11 protein-coding genes are annotated in these 16,353 nt (G+C 52.8%); 2 read left to right on the plus strand and 9 right to left on the minus strand.

The window, feature by feature from the left end; all coding sequences use genetic code 11:
* Window positions 1–102: 102 nt before the first annotated feature.
* The 6 genes from PS2015_RS13980 to PS2015_RS14005 form a co-directional block, all read right to left on the minus strand.
* Window positions 103–438, minus strand: coding sequence for a high-potential iron-sulfur protein (locus PS2015_RS13980; protein WP_058022807.1), 336 nt, complete (start codon window positions 436–438; stop codon window positions 103–105).
* A gap of 91 nt (window positions 439–529) precedes the next feature.
* Complete coding sequence (locus tag PS2015_RS15500; RefSeq protein ID WP_082628148.1) at window positions 530–2,212, minus strand: MBL fold metallo-hydrolase; 1,683 nt, start codon at window positions 2,210–2,212, stop codon at window positions 530–532.
* 185 nt (window positions 2,213–2,397) lie between these two features.
* Window positions 2,398–5,283: a TonB-dependent receptor domain-containing protein gene (locus PS2015_RS13990; protein ID WP_058022808.1), complete on the minus strand. Its 2,886-nt coding sequence runs from the start codon at window positions 5,281–5,283 to the stop codon at window positions 2,398–2,400.
* A 771-nt stretch (window positions 5,284–6,054) separates the two neighbouring features.
* On the minus strand, window positions 6,055–7,149 hold the full coding sequence (gene paaE, locus PS2015_RS13995) for a 1,2-phenylacetyl-CoA epoxidase subunit PaaE (RefSeq protein WP_058022809.1): 1,095 nt from the start codon (window positions 7,147–7,149) through the stop codon (window positions 6,055–6,057).
* 128 nt (window positions 7,150–7,277) lie between these two features.
* Window positions 7,278–8,588: an Nramp family divalent metal transporter gene (locus tag PS2015_RS14000; protein WP_058022810.1), complete on the minus strand. Its 1,311-nt coding sequence runs from the start codon at window positions 8,586–8,588 to the stop codon at window positions 7,278–7,280.
* Window positions 8,589–8,850: 262 nt separating this feature from the next.
* Window positions 8,851–10,344, minus strand: a complete 1,494-nt coding sequence (locus tag PS2015_RS14005) for a TyrR/PhhR family helix-turn-helix DNA-binding protein (protein WP_058022811.1) — start codon at window positions 10,342–10,344, stop codon at window positions 8,851–8,853.
* Window positions 10,345–10,531: 187 nt separating this feature from the next.
* On the opposite strand from PS2015_RS14005, the gene PS2015_RS14010 reads away from it, so the two are divergent.
* Both PS2015_RS14010 and PS2015_RS14015 read left to right on the plus strand, forming a co-directional pair.
* Window positions 10,532–12,679 carry an alpha-ketoacid dehydrogenase subunit alpha/beta gene (locus tag PS2015_RS14010; protein WP_058022812.1) on the plus strand — a complete coding sequence of 716 codons (2,148 nt, stop codon included), beginning with the start codon at window positions 10,532–10,534 and terminating at the stop codon, window positions 12,677–12,679.
* Between the two features lie 17 nt (window positions 12,680–12,696).
* The gene (locus PS2015_RS14015) at window positions 12,697–13,968 is read left to right on the plus strand and encodes a dihydrolipoamide acetyltransferase family protein (RefSeq protein WP_058022813.1); all 1,272 of its coding nucleotides are present in this window, start codon (window positions 12,697–12,699) and stop codon (window positions 13,966–13,968) included.
* A gap of 35 nt (window positions 13,969–14,003) precedes the next feature.
* On the opposite strand, the gene paaX is transcribed toward PS2015_RS14015, so the two are convergent.
* From paaX to paaC, 3 genes are all read right to left on the minus strand, one after another.
* Window positions 14,004–14,918: a phenylacetic acid degradation operon negative regulatory protein PaaX gene (paaX, locus tag PS2015_RS14020; RefSeq protein WP_058022814.1), complete on the minus strand. Its 915-nt coding sequence runs from the start codon at window positions 14,916–14,918 to the stop codon at window positions 14,004–14,006.
* A 136-nt stretch (window positions 14,919–15,054) separates the two neighbouring features.
* A complete protein-coding gene (paaD, locus tag PS2015_RS14025; RefSeq protein WP_169792325.1) occupies window positions 15,055–15,579 on the minus strand; it encodes a 1,2-phenylacetyl-CoA epoxidase subunit PaaD in 525 nt (174 codons plus the stop codon).
* Entirely contained in the window at window positions 15,579–16,346 is a 768-nt protein-coding gene (gene paaC, locus PS2015_RS14030; protein WP_058022815.1) for a 1,2-phenylacetyl-CoA epoxidase subunit PaaC, read from the minus strand. The genes paaD and paaC overlap by 1 nt, the downstream gene beginning before the upstream one ends.
* Window positions 16,347–16,353 lie beyond the last annotated feature (7 nt).

Raw genomic sequence — 16,353 nt, forward strand, 5'->3', positions numbered from 1 at the left:
GAATTACACGACAGATTTTAATCTACAACAAAGTATCCACTCAGCAACCACGCGCTGTAGCGTGTTTATCCCCGATTGCTCTCGATGAGTCTCAGACAGACTTCAGGCGTCTACGCTCCAGGAGTCGCAATAACCACCCGGATTCACCGGATTGCCTGTAAACATTTCACAGGTTCCGCACCCGCCCGCTTCGCTTCCGGCATGGAAAAAATCACACCCTGAGCAGACCTTGGCAGGATCCGGAGACACTTCTGTGTACCTCAAGGTGCGGCGCACACTTTCCTGGGCAGAGGTCATCTGACTCGGGTCGGCACAAAGCATTGCGGTGCTGTTTCCGCTATCGCTGCCGCAGGCGGACAGGCCAAAAAGAATACTGCCTCCAACAGGTATTTGCACCGCTCGCAGCAGAACGGTGCGGCGAGAAATTTTCTTATCCATAGCTTACCTCTTCTAATTATCTGATTTTTCATCCATCAAAGTGTGCGCGCCTGACAAAGTACCGAGCGCACTCTCTTAAAACACATCCACATCATTCGCGGCCGGCCGCTGCGCGCCCCAGGCGGAGTGTTTCTTCCGCATCAGGACCAAACACCAACAAACCCAGGAAACCCTGACTTACCCGTTGCGCGACCGATGCCGGATCGGCGGTAATGATATCCGCCATGCCAACGCGCTGGGTTTGCGCCAGCAATTCCAGGTTCAATCGCTCGGCTCTCTCTCTGTCACCATCCAATGCCCTGGTGAGACTGCCGATGCCACAGGCCAGCACACTGTATCCGGGAATATTGGCAACCTCCTCCAGGTCTTCAAACACCTCGGGAGTCTCGAGCATAAGCATAGCAATCACATCACCGTCCGGATTATCCGGCGACCAAACGTTGAATCCTTCAAAAAAAGACACCGCCTGGCGCGCTTCTTCGAGACTCCTCACATGTGGAATCACGACGCCATCTACACCCAGCGCAAGCAACTCCTGCACCCTGGCGCGCGCAACATCTGCACCGTCGTCAGAAATGGAGGGTATACGCACCAGCAGGTCTTGCGAGGAACTGCCACGCTCCAGTCCCTCAATCAGATCTCGCGCCCAGCTTACATCGTACTGCGATTCAAGACTGACAAATGCATAGTCCAACAGCATGTTCTGAGCCAGATCCAGCCCTGTCTGCACAGTGTATGGAGTTTGTGTTACGTACTGGCCGAAGGCTACCTGACCGGCTTCCCACAATTCAGTCAGGCTACGCTGATCTGCCGCAGACTGCACACCGTCCAGAGTACCTTCGATTTCATGATAGACACGTCTTATTGCGAAGGGAGCCTGATTATCACTCGCGTCCCATGTGCCGTATTGCCCCCAATCCGCATTGCTGACTGCCGGACATGCATTGGGAGATTCGCACAACTCACCCGCAGCATGCAGACGCGCCGATTCATCAATTACTGCTGCAATCGCCTGTCGATAGGTTTCGAGGTCGCGCTCCATGGAAGCCGCGTCATCAATAAATCCATGGCCGGGAACAAACCAGGACACATCCATGGACTGCGCTTTTTCAATTGCGACGACCCACTCACTCGGGTAGGCAGAACGCATAGCCGGGAAAAGGCCGCGCATATAGATTTCACTGAGGAAAAGTATCTTGCTTTCCGGCAAGTACACCGCCAGATCGCCACCTGTATGAGCACGCCCTAAGTTCAGGACTTCAATTTCGGTGTCACCCAGAGTCAATTGACGTTTATCCGTCACGATTTGCTCCGGACTATAGTCAGAACCGGAAAGCCTGAGCTGCGATACCGGTGAGGAAATAAACTGCACATCAGGGTAAGCGGCTTTAAATGCGGCATTACCGCCAACGTGGTCACCATGGTCTGATGCGACCACGACGTATTTAATCGGTTGAGAGGTCAGATCTTCGATGAAATCGATCATCAGTTTTGTTTGCCATACATCGCCCTGACCATCGACGACCATGACACCGTCGTTTGTAACAATAATCAAACTGACAGTATTAAAAACGGTGCCATCCGGGAGCGGCGAATGCAGCCCCTCATAGGCGTAAATTCCTGGAGCCAGCTCTTGAGAGCGGGGAAAATCAACATCCTGAAGACCGCGGCTCGCGATATCAGCGGATGGAAACGCGCTGACGTAACCGGCCAACGAAGTAAATGAAAATAATGCACCCAGCAGTATCAAAAACGACAATTTTCGATCTTTCATATCATACTCCACACTGGAACACGATCCGGCTATCAAGCACCGGATAGTTGGTCTCGCACTAACCGGCCGAACCTGAAAACAACCCGCTGCCTCAAGATGAGACAACGGGCTGTGTGCAGAAGGCGATAACGACCGCAGATTACACGGTGAGTTCTCGCCTCTATCAAGCTCTACGGACTATCAACTTAGAACTCGTAGTCCAAGCCCACACGTACGATACGTCCCATGCGCTCATAGAAAGTCATGTTGCCCGGGCCTGACCAGAAGCTGGTTGAAGCAACAGCCGCCGGATTCCGGTCAAACACGTTCTGGAAGTTCATGAACACCTTGCCATTTTCAAGAGCGTAGTTAAACCCAAGATCGAAGTAGGTAATGGATTCAATGCTATTGTTATTCACAGTCGGATTCGCGGCTGTAGAAACAGGGCACGATCCAGGTGCGCACTCGATGTAACGGTTATCATATACACCAGCCCCCAGACCCCGCGCAGTGAATGTCACATCCAGCGGTCCGTTTGCATATGTCACAGAGCTAAGGAACCGGCTCTCAGCAGAGTTGAGACCGAAGCTTGGCGCGCCAATGCTGGGTCCAACTTTACCAACACCATCCGCAACGATCACGCCATCATTGGTTTCCAGAGTATCAACATAGGTGAACAATGCACGGAATGACAGATCACCCGCAAGATTGGAACTAATGTTGGACAGAGGAAAACGGTAGCTCATTTCCAGGTCGTAGCCCGCCGCCCGCTGCGACAGGACATTCTGTGGCTGATTGAAAATCTGCACAATCTGGTTATTACCCGGATCGCGCACAATGCTGTTACACAGCGCCTCATCGCCATCAAAACAGCGATCTACCACAGCCTGTCCACCGATGGACAGGATGGCATCCTCAACCTCGATGTCATAATAGTCCAGCGACATGGCAAACTCGGGCAACCACGACGGCTGATACACAAAACCCAGACCGGTGGTATCACCAATCTCGGGCTGAATGTTCGGATTACCCCGCGTCTGGCTGACTACCTGGCTCTCAACACCCAGGAATGGGTCACGAATGGTACCGGTTCCGGAGGTGCCCGCGTCGAACAGATCACCCAGACTGGGCGCCCGGATGTCGCGCGAACGGGTCGCACGGATACGCAGATCATCGGTAGGGCGCCAGCTCAGACCGACCTTCCAGGTATCCACGTCGCCGGAAGTACTGTAGTCCGTCCAGCGAAACGCGCCATTAAGATCCAACTGATCGTCAGCCAGCAGCGGAATCACAGTCTCGGCGTAAAATTCGGTAACATCATAATCGCCGAATGTCGGATTGTAGTTACCGCCTGTTAACACACCCGCCCGGTCTTCCGCACTGGATGCGCTGTTGCCCACCTCCTCAGTACGATACGAAGCACCAAAGGCAACAGACACAGGGCCTGCCCAGTTTTCAATGGGATCACCTGACATGCTGCCAGACACCATTTCCTGCTTGATGCGCATGTTCATCCAGCCGGTAGTGTATGCATATGCCAACGCTTCCGGAGAGGCCACACCCAGACCCATATTGTTGTAAGGTGCGCAGGCCGGATCATCGTTTGCCGGGTTGCTGTCAACATTAATACGGCAAGCCGGGTTTCCGTTACTATCCAGGACCACATCCGTGGCCAGGTTGTATTTGGCGTTGTTCAGGTTGTTTGGAGTTTTCTGTTGGACATCATTCCAGTTACTGACAAATGAGGCATCCCATGACCATGGGGTATCCGCTATAGCCACTTCACCTTCTGCACCCAGCACAAAGCGGGTCATTTTGCGTCGGCTCTGGAACTGAATGTTACCACCGTCGCCATTAACACTTCCCATCCTGAACGACGTAATGCCGTTGGCATCCATCTGATCCTGGACAGACTGCGGGATAAAGGGGTTATCACGCCGGATGGTGATATTACCCAGCCTGAAAGCAAAGGCCGTCGCCGGGTTAGTTGACAGCGAGTCACCATACATGAACTCACCATAAACCGTGGTCGAATCAGTCAGATCATAACTGGTGCGCAGGAACAGATTATCGCGCTCCTGCTCCAGCGACAAACCGGTTACACGGTGAAGGGTGGACGTTTCCCAGTCGCCACCTGACATCCAGATGCCACTAACGATCGATCCGAACTCAAAGGGAGCAGGCACGCCGCCCTCAGTAAACTGCGTGCCCCGAAGCGGACAAGCACCACCACCTGCAGGCGAACAACTTAAAATCAAGCCACCATAGGTAGCACGCTCCAGACCCGCGTTATCAATGATGGTATAGAAAGGCTGCGAATTATCGGAGGCATACGCCGGATTGGGCACAAGAGCAGTCATGCCTTCGGCCCAGCTACGCGGCTTACCCTGAATACCTTCATCGTATCCGCGCTCCACGTCGATCAGGAAATGACCACGGCTGTCAGCAAACTCCATACCACCGCTGAATCCGGCTACGTATGCATCACCGTCTCCCTTGGTTGTACGAGAACCCTGAAAGCGAGCCTTGAAACCCGTGTAATCCTTGTCAAGCATGAAGTTGACTACACCCGCAAGGGCGTCTGCACCGTAGGTCGCTGATGCACCACCGGTGGTTACCTCAACGCGACGCACCAGACCACTTGGCAGATTGCTGACATCAACTGCGCCTCCCCGGGCGCCACCGATTGATGCACCTACTACGCGCTTGCCATCCAGCAAAATCAGGGTCCGGTTTGGACCTAGACCACGCAGGTCAAGCAGATTGGTGCCAGACGTACCATCACTCACACTGACATTATTGCGTGCGTTCTGGGAGCCCTGAAATACCGGAAGACGCTCAACCAGCTCCCCGATCTGGGTGACGGGCATTTGATCAAACGCCTCCTCATCCAGTGCAGACACAGGCGTCGGAGCTTCGTAGCCGCTTCGCGTGATCAGGGAGCCTGTTACGACAACCTCCTCAATCCTCGTGTCACCGTCAGTCTGCTGCGCAAGGGCACCGTTTGCGGAAAGCATTGCCGCTATGGCACTGGCCCCCACAAAGCTGGCAGATCGCGCCTGCATGCAAATGTGCATGTATTTTTTCTTCATTCCGTTCGTCCTCCACTGATGTTCTCATTATCATTATAAGAAGAATCGTTACCATTACTTGCGGGTTTCTACATTGATCAGTCCGCTAAACCTGATATGCAGCTCTCCCCCCCAAAGTCAATACACTTGGGTCAACCCTCAGAGATGATACACTTTAGGCACACAATGTAAAGTACTGTGTGTCACAATAAACGCAGCAGATATAAATTTATTAGCACCCACGACAATCGATCATGACAACCGTGTGATTCATACCACCTCATGCACCAATACTCAAAGAGAAATTTTTGTAGCTATGGCACATATAAAGCGAAAAACTTATTGACTGGACACTGAACTCCTTTCTTCTCACACCACACTCAGGGCTAAGCCACCGACTCAAGATCCTGAGCACGCGCCTTGCCTTTACAGGATATGTCCGCGACGGCCAGCGCCGTCAGATTAAATACTCCTCGCCCCGAAACAGGGGGTATTAACACGTGAGCCGACCTTTCCAGACCAGGCAGCAAGACACACACGGGCGACAGGATGCCGCTACAATGCGACGAACCGATCAGCCAGGACATCAATAGCTTTTGCGCATGCCTGTTTCATTTCCATATCAGTCTGCGTGGCTCCGCAATCCAGCGCACCCCGGAAAATAAAGGGATCTCGTGGCATTTTTTGTGTAAGCGGGCCTATTAATACACTTGGGGCAGAGAGATACAGAAACACATCTGCATTGAGCAGCGCATCTTCAAGAGTCCGATCAGCAGATCAATAACGCGCCTATCACACCTGATCAAAGTCAACGACCACATGATCACTCACCGGATGTGATTGGCATGTCAGAATAACCCCTGCCGCCACCTCTTGCGCCGTTAGCGAGTGATTAAGATCCATCTCCACTTCGCCTTCCATCACACGCGCTTTACAGGTAGCACACACGCCGGCTTTACAGGAGAATGGCAAATCAGCCCCATTACGCATGGCACCATCAAGAATATTCTCGCCATCGGCTGACAGGTCAAACTGAATTGAACGACCACCCACTTTCACGTCAATTTTGCTTACTCGCCCACCGCTTCTTTTCGCCCGCTCATGATGCTTCGCGATCGCCGTTTTTGCGTCGTCAGGCGAGGAATAGAACAACTCATAATGGATGTTGTCTTCGTCAACACCGGCGTCACGCAGCCCCTTCGAGACTTCAGAAATCATGGACTCAGGACCACACAAGAAGAACTCATCGGTACTCTCTATATCAATCAATTTCATTTTGTTCAGCTCACCGCCTTTTTTATTGTCAAGGCGCCCAAACAGAACATCCGCATCCTGCTTCTCCCGACTGAGAATATTAAGCCAGTTGAGACGCGTCATATAACGGTTTTTCAGAAACCCAAGCTCTTCCTTGAACATAACCGTTGCGGAGTTTCGATTGCCGTAGAGAAGCGTAACGGTGCTGTTGGGTTCTTGAGACAATATGCTTTTGACAATAGACAGTACAGGTGTGATGCCGCTGCCCGCGCAGACGCACATGTAGTTTTTCTCGTTATTGGCGTCCAATTGTGTGTAAAAATTCCCACCGGGGGGCAAGACATCAATGGTGTCACCGACCTTTAACTCAGTGTTCACAAAATTAGAAAAGATACCACCATCAATACGCTTGATGCCTACCTGCAATACACCGTCATCAACGCCCGAACAAATGGAATACGAACGGCGATATTCCTCGCCTGCTATAGTCTTTTTGAGAGTAATGTATTGACCCTGGATAAATCGGAATATCTCCCTGAGATCATCAGGCACGTCAAAAGTAATACAAACGGCGCTGTCAGTTTCCGGCCTGATGTCAGAAATAGACAAAGGGTAAAACGTGTTGTTTTTCATCATTGCTGCCTTTCAAATGCAATTTTAACCATCGGACGATTTTTAACGCTGCACCCGGCTACTACCTTGTCAAAGACAGGGCCAGGCTGACCACTCAGTGAAATTTCGTTCTCCAGCACGGGTTTGATTTACACGAAGCGGATTACCAGATACGTCAAACCGACCGATACAAAGAAGATCATACCAATCCAGCTCAGCACTCGCATTACCGTACCAGGCTGAAGGGCCGCCGGTGTGTGCGAGGAAGTGATGAGGCGGAAGTTCAGATAGCCGTAAATGGGTGCAGAGAAAAAGGCCATGATCGTCACCACATCTATCAGACGCGTCAACGAACCAGCGAATGACATTATTACCAGCAGCGCTCCAGAAGCAACAAAACCCATCCACATCAGATAAAGTTTCTCAGGAGACTTCAGCTGTGGCGCGATCAGTCTACAACCTACCGCCATAGCACGTGAGTATCCGTCGATAACGGTCAAGGTTGTCGAATACATGGTCGCCAATGCTGCAATAGCAATAACAGGCCCCGCCCACGCACCCAGCAACTGAACATACACTCCCACCAACTGAGTAATGAAGCCACCACCGGATTCCTGCAAGACCATGCCGGTTCCGTGCATTCCAAGCGCACCCAGACTAAGGAATACCAACGCCAACAAGGTGCTCAAACCGAAACCCACGTTAAAATCCACCCGACCATCTTTCAATGTTACTTTTTGGCCGGCCGCACGACCCTTTGCCTGCACCCATAGCGACTGAAATACCGAGACCTCGATCGGCGCCGGCATCCAACCCATAAGCGCTATCAAGAAGGCCAGAGATGTAAGCGTCCACGGAGACGGACTGACAAAGTCAGGTGATGCGCCTGGCAGGCTGATCAGCGCAGCGACAAGCGCCACAGCCGTGGCAACAACAAGTACCGCCATAATGGGCTTCATGGCAAAATCCAGGCTCCGGTAATGGCCACGGAACAGAATCGCTATGCACGAAGTTATTATTACCAGGGCCCATACAACTGGCGGCAGAACAGCTCCGACAAAGTATTGAAGTATAGCTACGGTCACAAAGGTGACAGCCGCGGTTGATGCGATAGCAGAAACAATTGCCAGCAAAAGGAATGCATACAGAAAGCCGCGCCCCATTCGCTTGTAGCCATCCAGCAGGTTCTCACCCGTGGCAATTGCATAACGATGACCGTACTCAAAAAACGGGTATTTGAGCACGTTGATAAGCAGCACCAGCCCGATCAACTGAAAGCCGAAATCCGCACCAGCCCGAGTAGATTGCACTATATGCGAAGTACCAATGGCTGCACCCGCCATTAGCAAACCGGGACCAAGCACACGCAGAATATACTTCAACAGGCTCTTTTCAGTGGTCGGATTTTCTAAGGAATGACTATTCGAGCGGCCATCTACTTGCTGTGTTTCCTGATTCATTTCAAATCCTTATTCTACTTTTTATAGTTGCCGACCTGCCGCGACCTGATTGAGTATTCTAATGCTGCTTGCCCATCGAACGCGCCGAGAGCGCTTTGCCCAACAAACTCGACCCGGCTGGATTCCCGAAAATATGACACAATATATTTCATAGATCAACAATCTGTGTGTCGATTATTTGATAGAAAGCAGATCAGCTGATGCCTGCTGATTCGAGCGGCCATCAAGCCAGTCCTGGCAGCCAGCACGGTCGAGCATACGCTTAACTCTCCTGTATACCAAATCTTCGCAGGCGGTTAGCTATTGCCGTGTGAGACAACCCCAAACGTCGCCCGAGCAGCCTGGCGCTGGGGTAATTGGGATACAGGGCGCCAAGAAGCTCTCTGTCTATATAGCTACAGTAATCCTTGTAACCCATCTCGGTCGCATCAAGATCCAGCGTCAAATTCAATTGCCCTTTGATAGACGCGGGATCGGGCAGTTTCAGATCTTTGCGGGTGATAGTTTTCCCTTTGGCAAGCAGTACCGACTGCATCAGCACGCGCTCCAGCTCGCGCAGGTTCTGCGGCCAATGATAGTCCCGTAAAGCCTGTTGCGCCGATAAATCCAGCACCGGCATGGGCTTGCCCGTCTGCCTGCAGACTGCATCCAAAACATCTTCGATAAAATTGTCCCAGCCTTCACGTCGCTCTCTAAGTGGCGGCAGCGCCAGCCGATAACCTGTCAGCGTTCGCCCTGGCATCAACTGCTCATCTTCATCGCCCAGGGACCCCACCATCAATCGCAAACGACTGCCCGAAGCCCCCCATGCGTCATAAAGTTCCGCCAGGCGGACACGTCCACGGGGCGTCAATCGATGGGCATCAGTGACATACAACGTGCCGCTGACCGCCTTATTGTCTGGCGAAAACCGCGACAACTTCTCCGCGAATTCGGCATCACCGGCATCATCACAGTAAAGCTTGTGAAACGCCTGACCCGCATAGTCACTGACCATGTGACAGGCGCGCGCCAATCGTTCTTTTCCAGCACCATCTTCGCCAGTAATCCACAAGGGAACGCTAAGTCCGGCAAGCTGCTTGGCCTGACGCAATAAATCACGCATCTCCCGCCCGTGCGGGTACAGGGCACCAAAACCATCGACGCTGGACTCATTGTATTCCGGCACACCCTGCTCCACAGGCACCAGCGGTTTCAGCGTTATCACGGCACCTGCCAGCGAAGCCTCCGGGTCTTCAGTGATCGCATCATCAGCGTAGACAGGCGCGATGTCAGCTAGCCAAGTCCTCCCCCTGATGATCAAGGGTAGCGAGTTAAATCTCGCATTGTGCCGTTCAATCATGAGCATCAGATCCACATTACTAACCCTGCTATTCAGGGATAACCCTGGAACTTCGTCGACCCGCTGCCCAAACACTCGCGCCGCCGCCAGATTAGCTGCAATGATTTCCCCTCGTGTATTGATCGACAAAACAGGATAGTCAAGAGCCGTCAGCAGAGCTTTAAGCTCAGTATGCCGTCTTTCGCTTGGCATCAACGAAATTCTCCGTACCCGGCGCACACCAGGCAACTTTTCGATTAAAGGTTTAACGCTCGAATACTGTATTCGCAGCATGCCCGGCGCATAAAAATAGATGGCATTGCCGTTATCACCGCCGACCTCGCCTTTCGCCAGATTGATTCGAAACTCAACCAGAATCCCCATGATGCTGTGCAGTATGCCAAGCCGGTTCTGGCAAATTACTTCGACGCGCATGGATGCCTCCTAACCCCCTTCTGTAAACTTAAATTTACGCTTTTCTTTGCCCGGATGCCACTTTTCAATTATTCCGCACGCCCGGCTGATTGAAGGCGGTGTCAGTGAGAATCGATACTTGTAGGCATACAAGAGCCATGCGAATGACTCACTGAAACAAATAATAATAGCGTAGATGAGGCTAACAATGACTACAGCTGTCCGGAATATAAGACAACACACTGTATCAGTTCCTTCACTTGACTGGCGCCGGATCAGCCAGGTTCTGCTGCAGTCCCGAGCTATCGATACCATTGAAGAAACCGAACTGGTACCAGCCAAGCTCGTATTTAACCAGTTCTCGGCTCGCGGGCACGATCTTGCGCAGATTATCCTTGGCTCATTGCTGACCCACCCTCACGACGCCGCCACCGGGTACTATCGATCCAGACCCTTTGTGATGACTCTCGGGCTTGAGCTGGAAGATGCAATTGCACCCTGCATGGCAAAAGCCGGCGGTTACAGCGACGGCCGCGATATTGGTGTGGTTTGTAACTATCCCAATCCGAAGCGAAACGGCGCCATGCTGTTCCCCATGTGCGGCGGTGTAGGTGCCCAATACTCACCCATTGCCGGCTGGGCTCAATCTATCCGTTACCACCTGGACGTTCTGGGTGATGAAAGTTACCGGGGCGCAATCGGGGTTTCCATGGGCGGCGATTCGTCCATGTCTACCAGCGGTTTCTGGGCAGCACTTAACATCTCAACAACCAACAAGCTGCCGCATTTGTTTTTTATCGAAGACAACGGCTATGGTATATCCGTGCCCCAAACCGTGCAGACCCCGGGCGGAGATCAGGTGGCAAACCTCACGGCCTATCGAAACCTGAAAATCATTGACGGCGACGGTACCGACCCCGAGGTAACCCCAAGACTGATTCAGGAGGCTGTGGAACATACACGATCAGGAGCTGGCCCATGCCTTCTGCGCCTGAAAGTTCCCCGCCTGTGTGGACACACTTTCCAGGATACACAAACCTACAAGCCAGAAGAACTGATAGAGTCCGAGCAAGCCCGCGACCCTCTGCCCAAACTTCGCCGCTACCTTGCCAAGCACAAGATCATCAGTGACAGCGAATGGGAACAGCTGGAAGCTGACGTTTTTGAAGAAGTGCGCGCAGCCGTTGAAAGCGCCAAACAGCGACCAGAACCGGATACATCCCGGGTCACACGGTACGTGTATGCGGAAACCGGATTCGACGGCAAGCCTGACCTGCAAATCCGAGGCGGCCTGGCAACCACGGATTACCAGCCCGACACAGGTACTGAGACACCTGCCCCGTCAGGCCCGCGACTGAACATGCTGACAGCCATACGCAAGACGCTTGATCATGAACTTGCCATCAACAAGCGCATGCTTGTATTTGGTGAAGATGTCGGCCCCAAAGGTGGTGTGCATGGCGCTACGTTGGGACTCAACGAAAAACACGGCAACGACCGCGTCTTCGATACCAGCCTGTCGGAAGAGGGTATTATCGGCCGCTCAGTTGGCATGGCGCTGTCAGGTCTGCTGCCAGTACCGGAAATTCAGTTCCGCAAATATGCCGAACCTGCCGCAGAGCAGCTGAGTGATACCGGCATCATGCGATGGCGCACCAATAACCAGTTTGCAGCACCGATGGTGGTGCGCATCCCGGGCGGTTATGCCAAGCGCGGCGACCCCTGGCACTCCATGAGCGACGAAGTTGAATGGGTGCACAAGGTGGGCTGGCAGGTAGCCATGCCTTCCAATGCCGAAGACGCTGTTGGCCTGTTACGCTACGCGCTGCGTGACAACAACCCGACCATCTTCTTCGAGCACAGAGCCCTGCTCGACAATTCATGGGCGCGACGCCCCTATCCGGGCGATGACTTTGTATTGCCGTTCGGAAAAGCCAGAACGCTCATCAGCGGATCAAAGCTGACCGTTGTCACCTGGGGCGCCATGGTAGAGCGATGTGAGTCGGCTATCGCCGACTACAACATTCAGAACAACATTAGCGCAGACGATCACGAAGCTGCGCACATTGAGCTGATAGACCTCAGAACGCTCAAGCCGTGGGACAAAGACTGCATCCTTGAATCGGTCAAACGAACCGGCCGCTGCCTGATCGTTCACGAAGATAACCGATCCGCAGGGTTCGGCGCCGAAATCGCTGCCGTGCTGAGCGATGAAGCATTTTTCTATCTTGATGCGCCAATCGCACGTATCACCATGCCGGATATACCCAGCCCGCATAATCTCAAATTGCTGGATGCGGCATTGCCTTCAGCCGACCAGATTGTCGCCAAGATGAACGATCTGATTACAATCTGATGATTACGGAGTTATAGATGGAAAGCGCAAATACACAAACTGCCTCCAGCCTCGTTCAGATAAAACTTGAAGACGGTCAACTTGAGGGTACGGCTGCCCGGATTTCCGACTGGCTCGTCGAGATAGGCAGCCCTGTCAAAGCGGGGGACCCGCTGTTGGAGCTTGAGACTGACAAGGTCTCCATGGAACTCCCGGCCCCCGTCGATGGAGTGCTTGTGGAAATTCTGATGCATCAGAATGAAGAGGTCACACCAGAATCCATACTGGGTCAGATTGAGCAGCGCTCCGAAACCTCGCATTCCGAACCGTCGGCGTCACACAGCGCAGCACCGGATCCCCAGGCGGCGGAAAGCCCGTCCAGAGCGCGGCAGAATCGTACGGCAGCCACGACGCCTCCGGCGCCCGCCGGCAAAGCTCGCAGCCTTGTCGGCCCAGCCGTCCGACGCCTGCTCCGGGAACATAAAATCGACATTGACAGGATATCCGGCTCAGGTCGCGACGGACGTGTCACGCGCGACGATGTGCTGCATTTTCTGGAACATCAGCAAACCCGGGTAACTACAACGCCTGCACCTGCAGCCCGGGACGGTAAATCCCGACAGGTTCCACACACTAATATGCGCAAAGCCATCGCCCGGCATATGGTTAGCAGCCTTCTGGAGACGTCACCCCACGTCACCAGTGTCTTCGAGATGGACATGAGCAATGTGATTGAACACAGAAAATGGCACAAAAAAGAGTTCGCGGAACAAAATGTGAACCTGACTTTCACTGCCTATTTCCTGGCCGCTTCGGTAATAGCCATTCGCGAGGTGCCTGAGGTCAATGCCACCTACCATGAGGATCATCTGGAGATCTTCAACGACATCAATATCGGCGTAGGCACGGCTCTGGGTAATGAGGGCCTGATTGTCCCCGTCGTCAAAGGTGTACAGGATATGACTCTTTTCCAGGTGGCGGAGGCACTGCACCAACAAACTGAAAAGGCGCGATCCGGTCAACTCAAACCGCAGGACACCCGTAACGGTACGTTCACAATCTCCAACCATGGCACCAGTGGCAGCCTGTTTGCCGCGCCGATTATCATCAATCAGCCCCAGGTTGCCATACTGGGTGTGGGCAAGCTCGAGAAGCGCGTTGTGGTAGAAACCGTGAACGGTGAGGACAAGCTGCTTATCAAACCGATGTGTTATGTATCTCTCAGCATTGATCACAGAGCACTGGATGCTTTTCAGACCAATCGATTCCTATCACGCTTCGTCGAAAGTATTGAGTCCTGGGGGCAATAGGCTATACCGAACAACTGACCTGAAACCCGTCGCACTCACGCAAATCGTTCACGGAATGAGCTGCTTGCGGCGGATAACGGACCTTCCGAGGATTCCAGTTCAGTTGTAATAAACTGCTCAGCGCCTGGCGAGAGACGCGTATACAAATTGACGGTGAGGTTGCGAACATTCACCCCCGGCCACCCACTGGGCAGTAGTTCAACCGGAAGATCATGATCTTTCAGCAGAATGCGCCGATACTCATGGATAAGTAGCGTGCGCATCAAAAAACAGGTTTCTGGATCAAGGTTCTTTGACTTGATCATGGCATCCAGGGCGGGCCGAAAAATAACCAGGAAGCGCTTGTATTTTTTCTCCAGATCGGCGATTCCCCATTTTTCCTGAGCAAGCGCCTTCAGCGCCAGGCGAGACGGCAGCCCCTGCGCCTCGGCACTCATGACCACGACGTCATTCACAACACCCGTTTCAACCAGTATTTCATCCAGCGACAGCGTATCAAACTGATGATGGGCAAACAGGTCCTGGCTGAGCTGACCAAATCCCTGCCAAAGCAATTTTTTGCGCAACTCTTGCCGCTTTTCGATGGGCACCTGGTTGATTAACAATAAGGTCCAGCCGTTGTCCCACACTGGCTGTTCGGCCTGGTATATTCGACGTGCAACGCGTTCAAACTGACGGTAACCCGAGTCGGTAAAGCTATAGTAGCTGCGGCGAGCTATCTTGCTCACGGACAACCAGTCATCATTAACTAAACGAAAGACTGAGGTTCGAACCAATCGCTCGTTAAAGCCAAGCGGCGCCAGCGCCCTGATCAGGCTCCCAAGCCAGATACTGCCCCCATGTTGAGATACGCAATCTCCGAATACCGTGATAATTATCGAAGTGCCACTAAGTGACTGCTCTTTGTTGATATCGGCAAGCGTTTTCGCCAACAGGTTGCTCTTTCCCATAAGTCCATATCCCTCCAGTTTCTAGCCCCTCTGTCATGCACTCACTGAACTGGCGGGGCAAGACCTCTGATGGTATACGAAAGGACAGGGAGATTTGAACCTATTTCTGATCGGTGTCAGGCATTTCGTTGAACGATCAGAAACATTTGAAATGATCGAAGGGCTCTCCGCAGGAATGGCACTTGTAAAGCGCCTTGCACGCGGTAGATGCAAACTCACTGACACATTCCGTGTCTCTGGAATTACATTGGGGACAAGCTACCACTCTATCCGTTGCATCACGACCGGGCGGCGGCGCAATACCGTACTCGCGAAGTTTTTGTTTACCTTCGGGAGAAATCAGATCCGTCGTCCAGGCCGGCGTCAAACTCAAGCGCACGGTGGCATCCAGGCCATATTCGCGCGAAAGCAACCCTTTAATTTCTCTTGATATTTCATCCATAGCAGGACAGCCAGAGTAGGTTGGTGTGATCGTCACAACAACCTGATTACCCTCTCGTGCCACATCATGCAGCACACCGAGATCCCAAATCGACAAGACAGGAATCTCAGGATCGGCGACCTGATCCAGTGCTGACCATAACTCGCCACAGTCAGAGTTGTTTCTCCGGGCGCGGCGGCGCGCAAGCAGCTCTGGCACCAGGGTGATTGTGTCGCCCACTACCACTCCAGACCGGGGTAAGCTCTTTGCATGTATTGCATTTCTGCCAGCATGGGCCCGAAACTTTCGGTATGGATGCCGTTTCTGCCACCGCGAATAGCCCAGCCTTCATCAGGTCGCTTCAGCGTCGCCTCTGACAACACTTCATTCACGACTCTGTCCCACTCGTTTCTGATAGTGCTGCTGTCCACTGAAATGCCTTCAGCAACAAGCGCTCTCTCACTGTCATCACCTTCGAACAGTTCATGACTGTAGCCCCACAAATCATCGAAAGCTTTTTGCATACGTGTGTGACTTTCTTCAGTGCCGTCACCCAGCCGCACAACCCATGTGCGACTGCGACGCAGATGATATTCACTTTCCTTCACTGTCCTTTGAGCAATAGCGGACAAGGTTTCATCAGTCGATTTGCACAGCGCCTTCAAGTACTCGAGGCTGAAAACATCTACCATCAATTGACGGGCCATAGTGTATGCAAAATCGCCGCGGGGCAGCTCATGTAACAGGTAGTTCCGATACTCTCTGCTGTCGCGCAGGAATGCCAGGTCATCTTCGGTACGACCCTTGTCCTCTATTTGCGCTGCATATTCAAAGAACATACGCGCCCGGCCAAGATAGTCCAGCGCCACGTTGGCCAGAGCAAGATCTTCCTCCAGATAGGGGCCGCGGCTACACCACTCAGACAAATTCTGCCCGAGCACCAAGGCATCATCTGCCAACGCCAACACGTAGCGAAACAAATGCTCATTGCCTGAAATCTTTGTCATTACTGCA

This window comes from Pseudohongiella spirulinae, from assembly GCF_001444425.1.
GTDB classification, from domain to species: Bacteria; Pseudomonadota; Gammaproteobacteria; order Pseudomonadales; family Pseudohongiellaceae; genus Pseudohongiella; species Pseudohongiella spirulinae.

What these genes read in the sequence shown, in the direction of transcription:
- PS2015_RS13980 (WP_058022807.1), bottom strand. Translation starts at nt 438, where the DNA reads ATGGATAAGAAAATTTCTCGCCGCACCGTTCTGCTGCGAGCGGTGCAA.
- PS2015_RS15500 (WP_082628148.1), bottom strand. Translation starts at nt 2,212, where the DNA reads ATGAAAGATCGAAAATTGTCGTTTTTGATACTGCTGGGTGCATTATTT.
- PS2015_RS13990 (WP_058022808.1), bottom strand. Translation starts at nt 5,283, where the DNA reads ATGAAGAAAAAATACATGCACATTTGCATGCAGGCGCGATCTGCCAGC.
- paaE (WP_058022809.1), bottom strand. Translation starts at nt 7,149, where the DNA reads ATGAAAAACAACACGTTTTACCCTTTGTCTATTTCTGACATCAGGCCG.
- PS2015_RS14000 (WP_058022810.1), bottom strand. Translation starts at nt 8,588, where the DNA reads ATGAATCAGGAAACACAGCAAGTAGATGGCCGCTCGAATAGTCATTCC.
- PS2015_RS14005 (WP_058022811.1), bottom strand. Translation starts at nt 10,344, where the DNA reads ATGCGCGTCGAAGTAATTTGCCAGAACCGGCTTGGCATACTGCACAGC.
- PS2015_RS14010 (WP_058022812.1), top strand. Translation starts at nt 10,532, where the DNA reads ATGACTACAGCTGTCCGGAATATAAGACAACACACTGTATCAGTTCCT.
- PS2015_RS14015 (WP_058022813.1), top strand. Translation starts at nt 12,697, where the DNA reads ATGGAAAGCGCAAATACACAAACTGCCTCCAGCCTCGTTCAGATAAAA.
- paaX (WP_058022814.1), bottom strand. Translation starts at nt 14,918, where the DNA reads ATGGGAAAGAGCAACCTGTTGGCGAAAACGCTTGCCGATATCAACAAA.
- paaC (WP_058022815.1), bottom strand. Translation starts at nt 16,346, where the DNA reads ATGACAAAGATTTCAGGCAATGAGCATTTGTTTCGCTACGTGTTGGCG.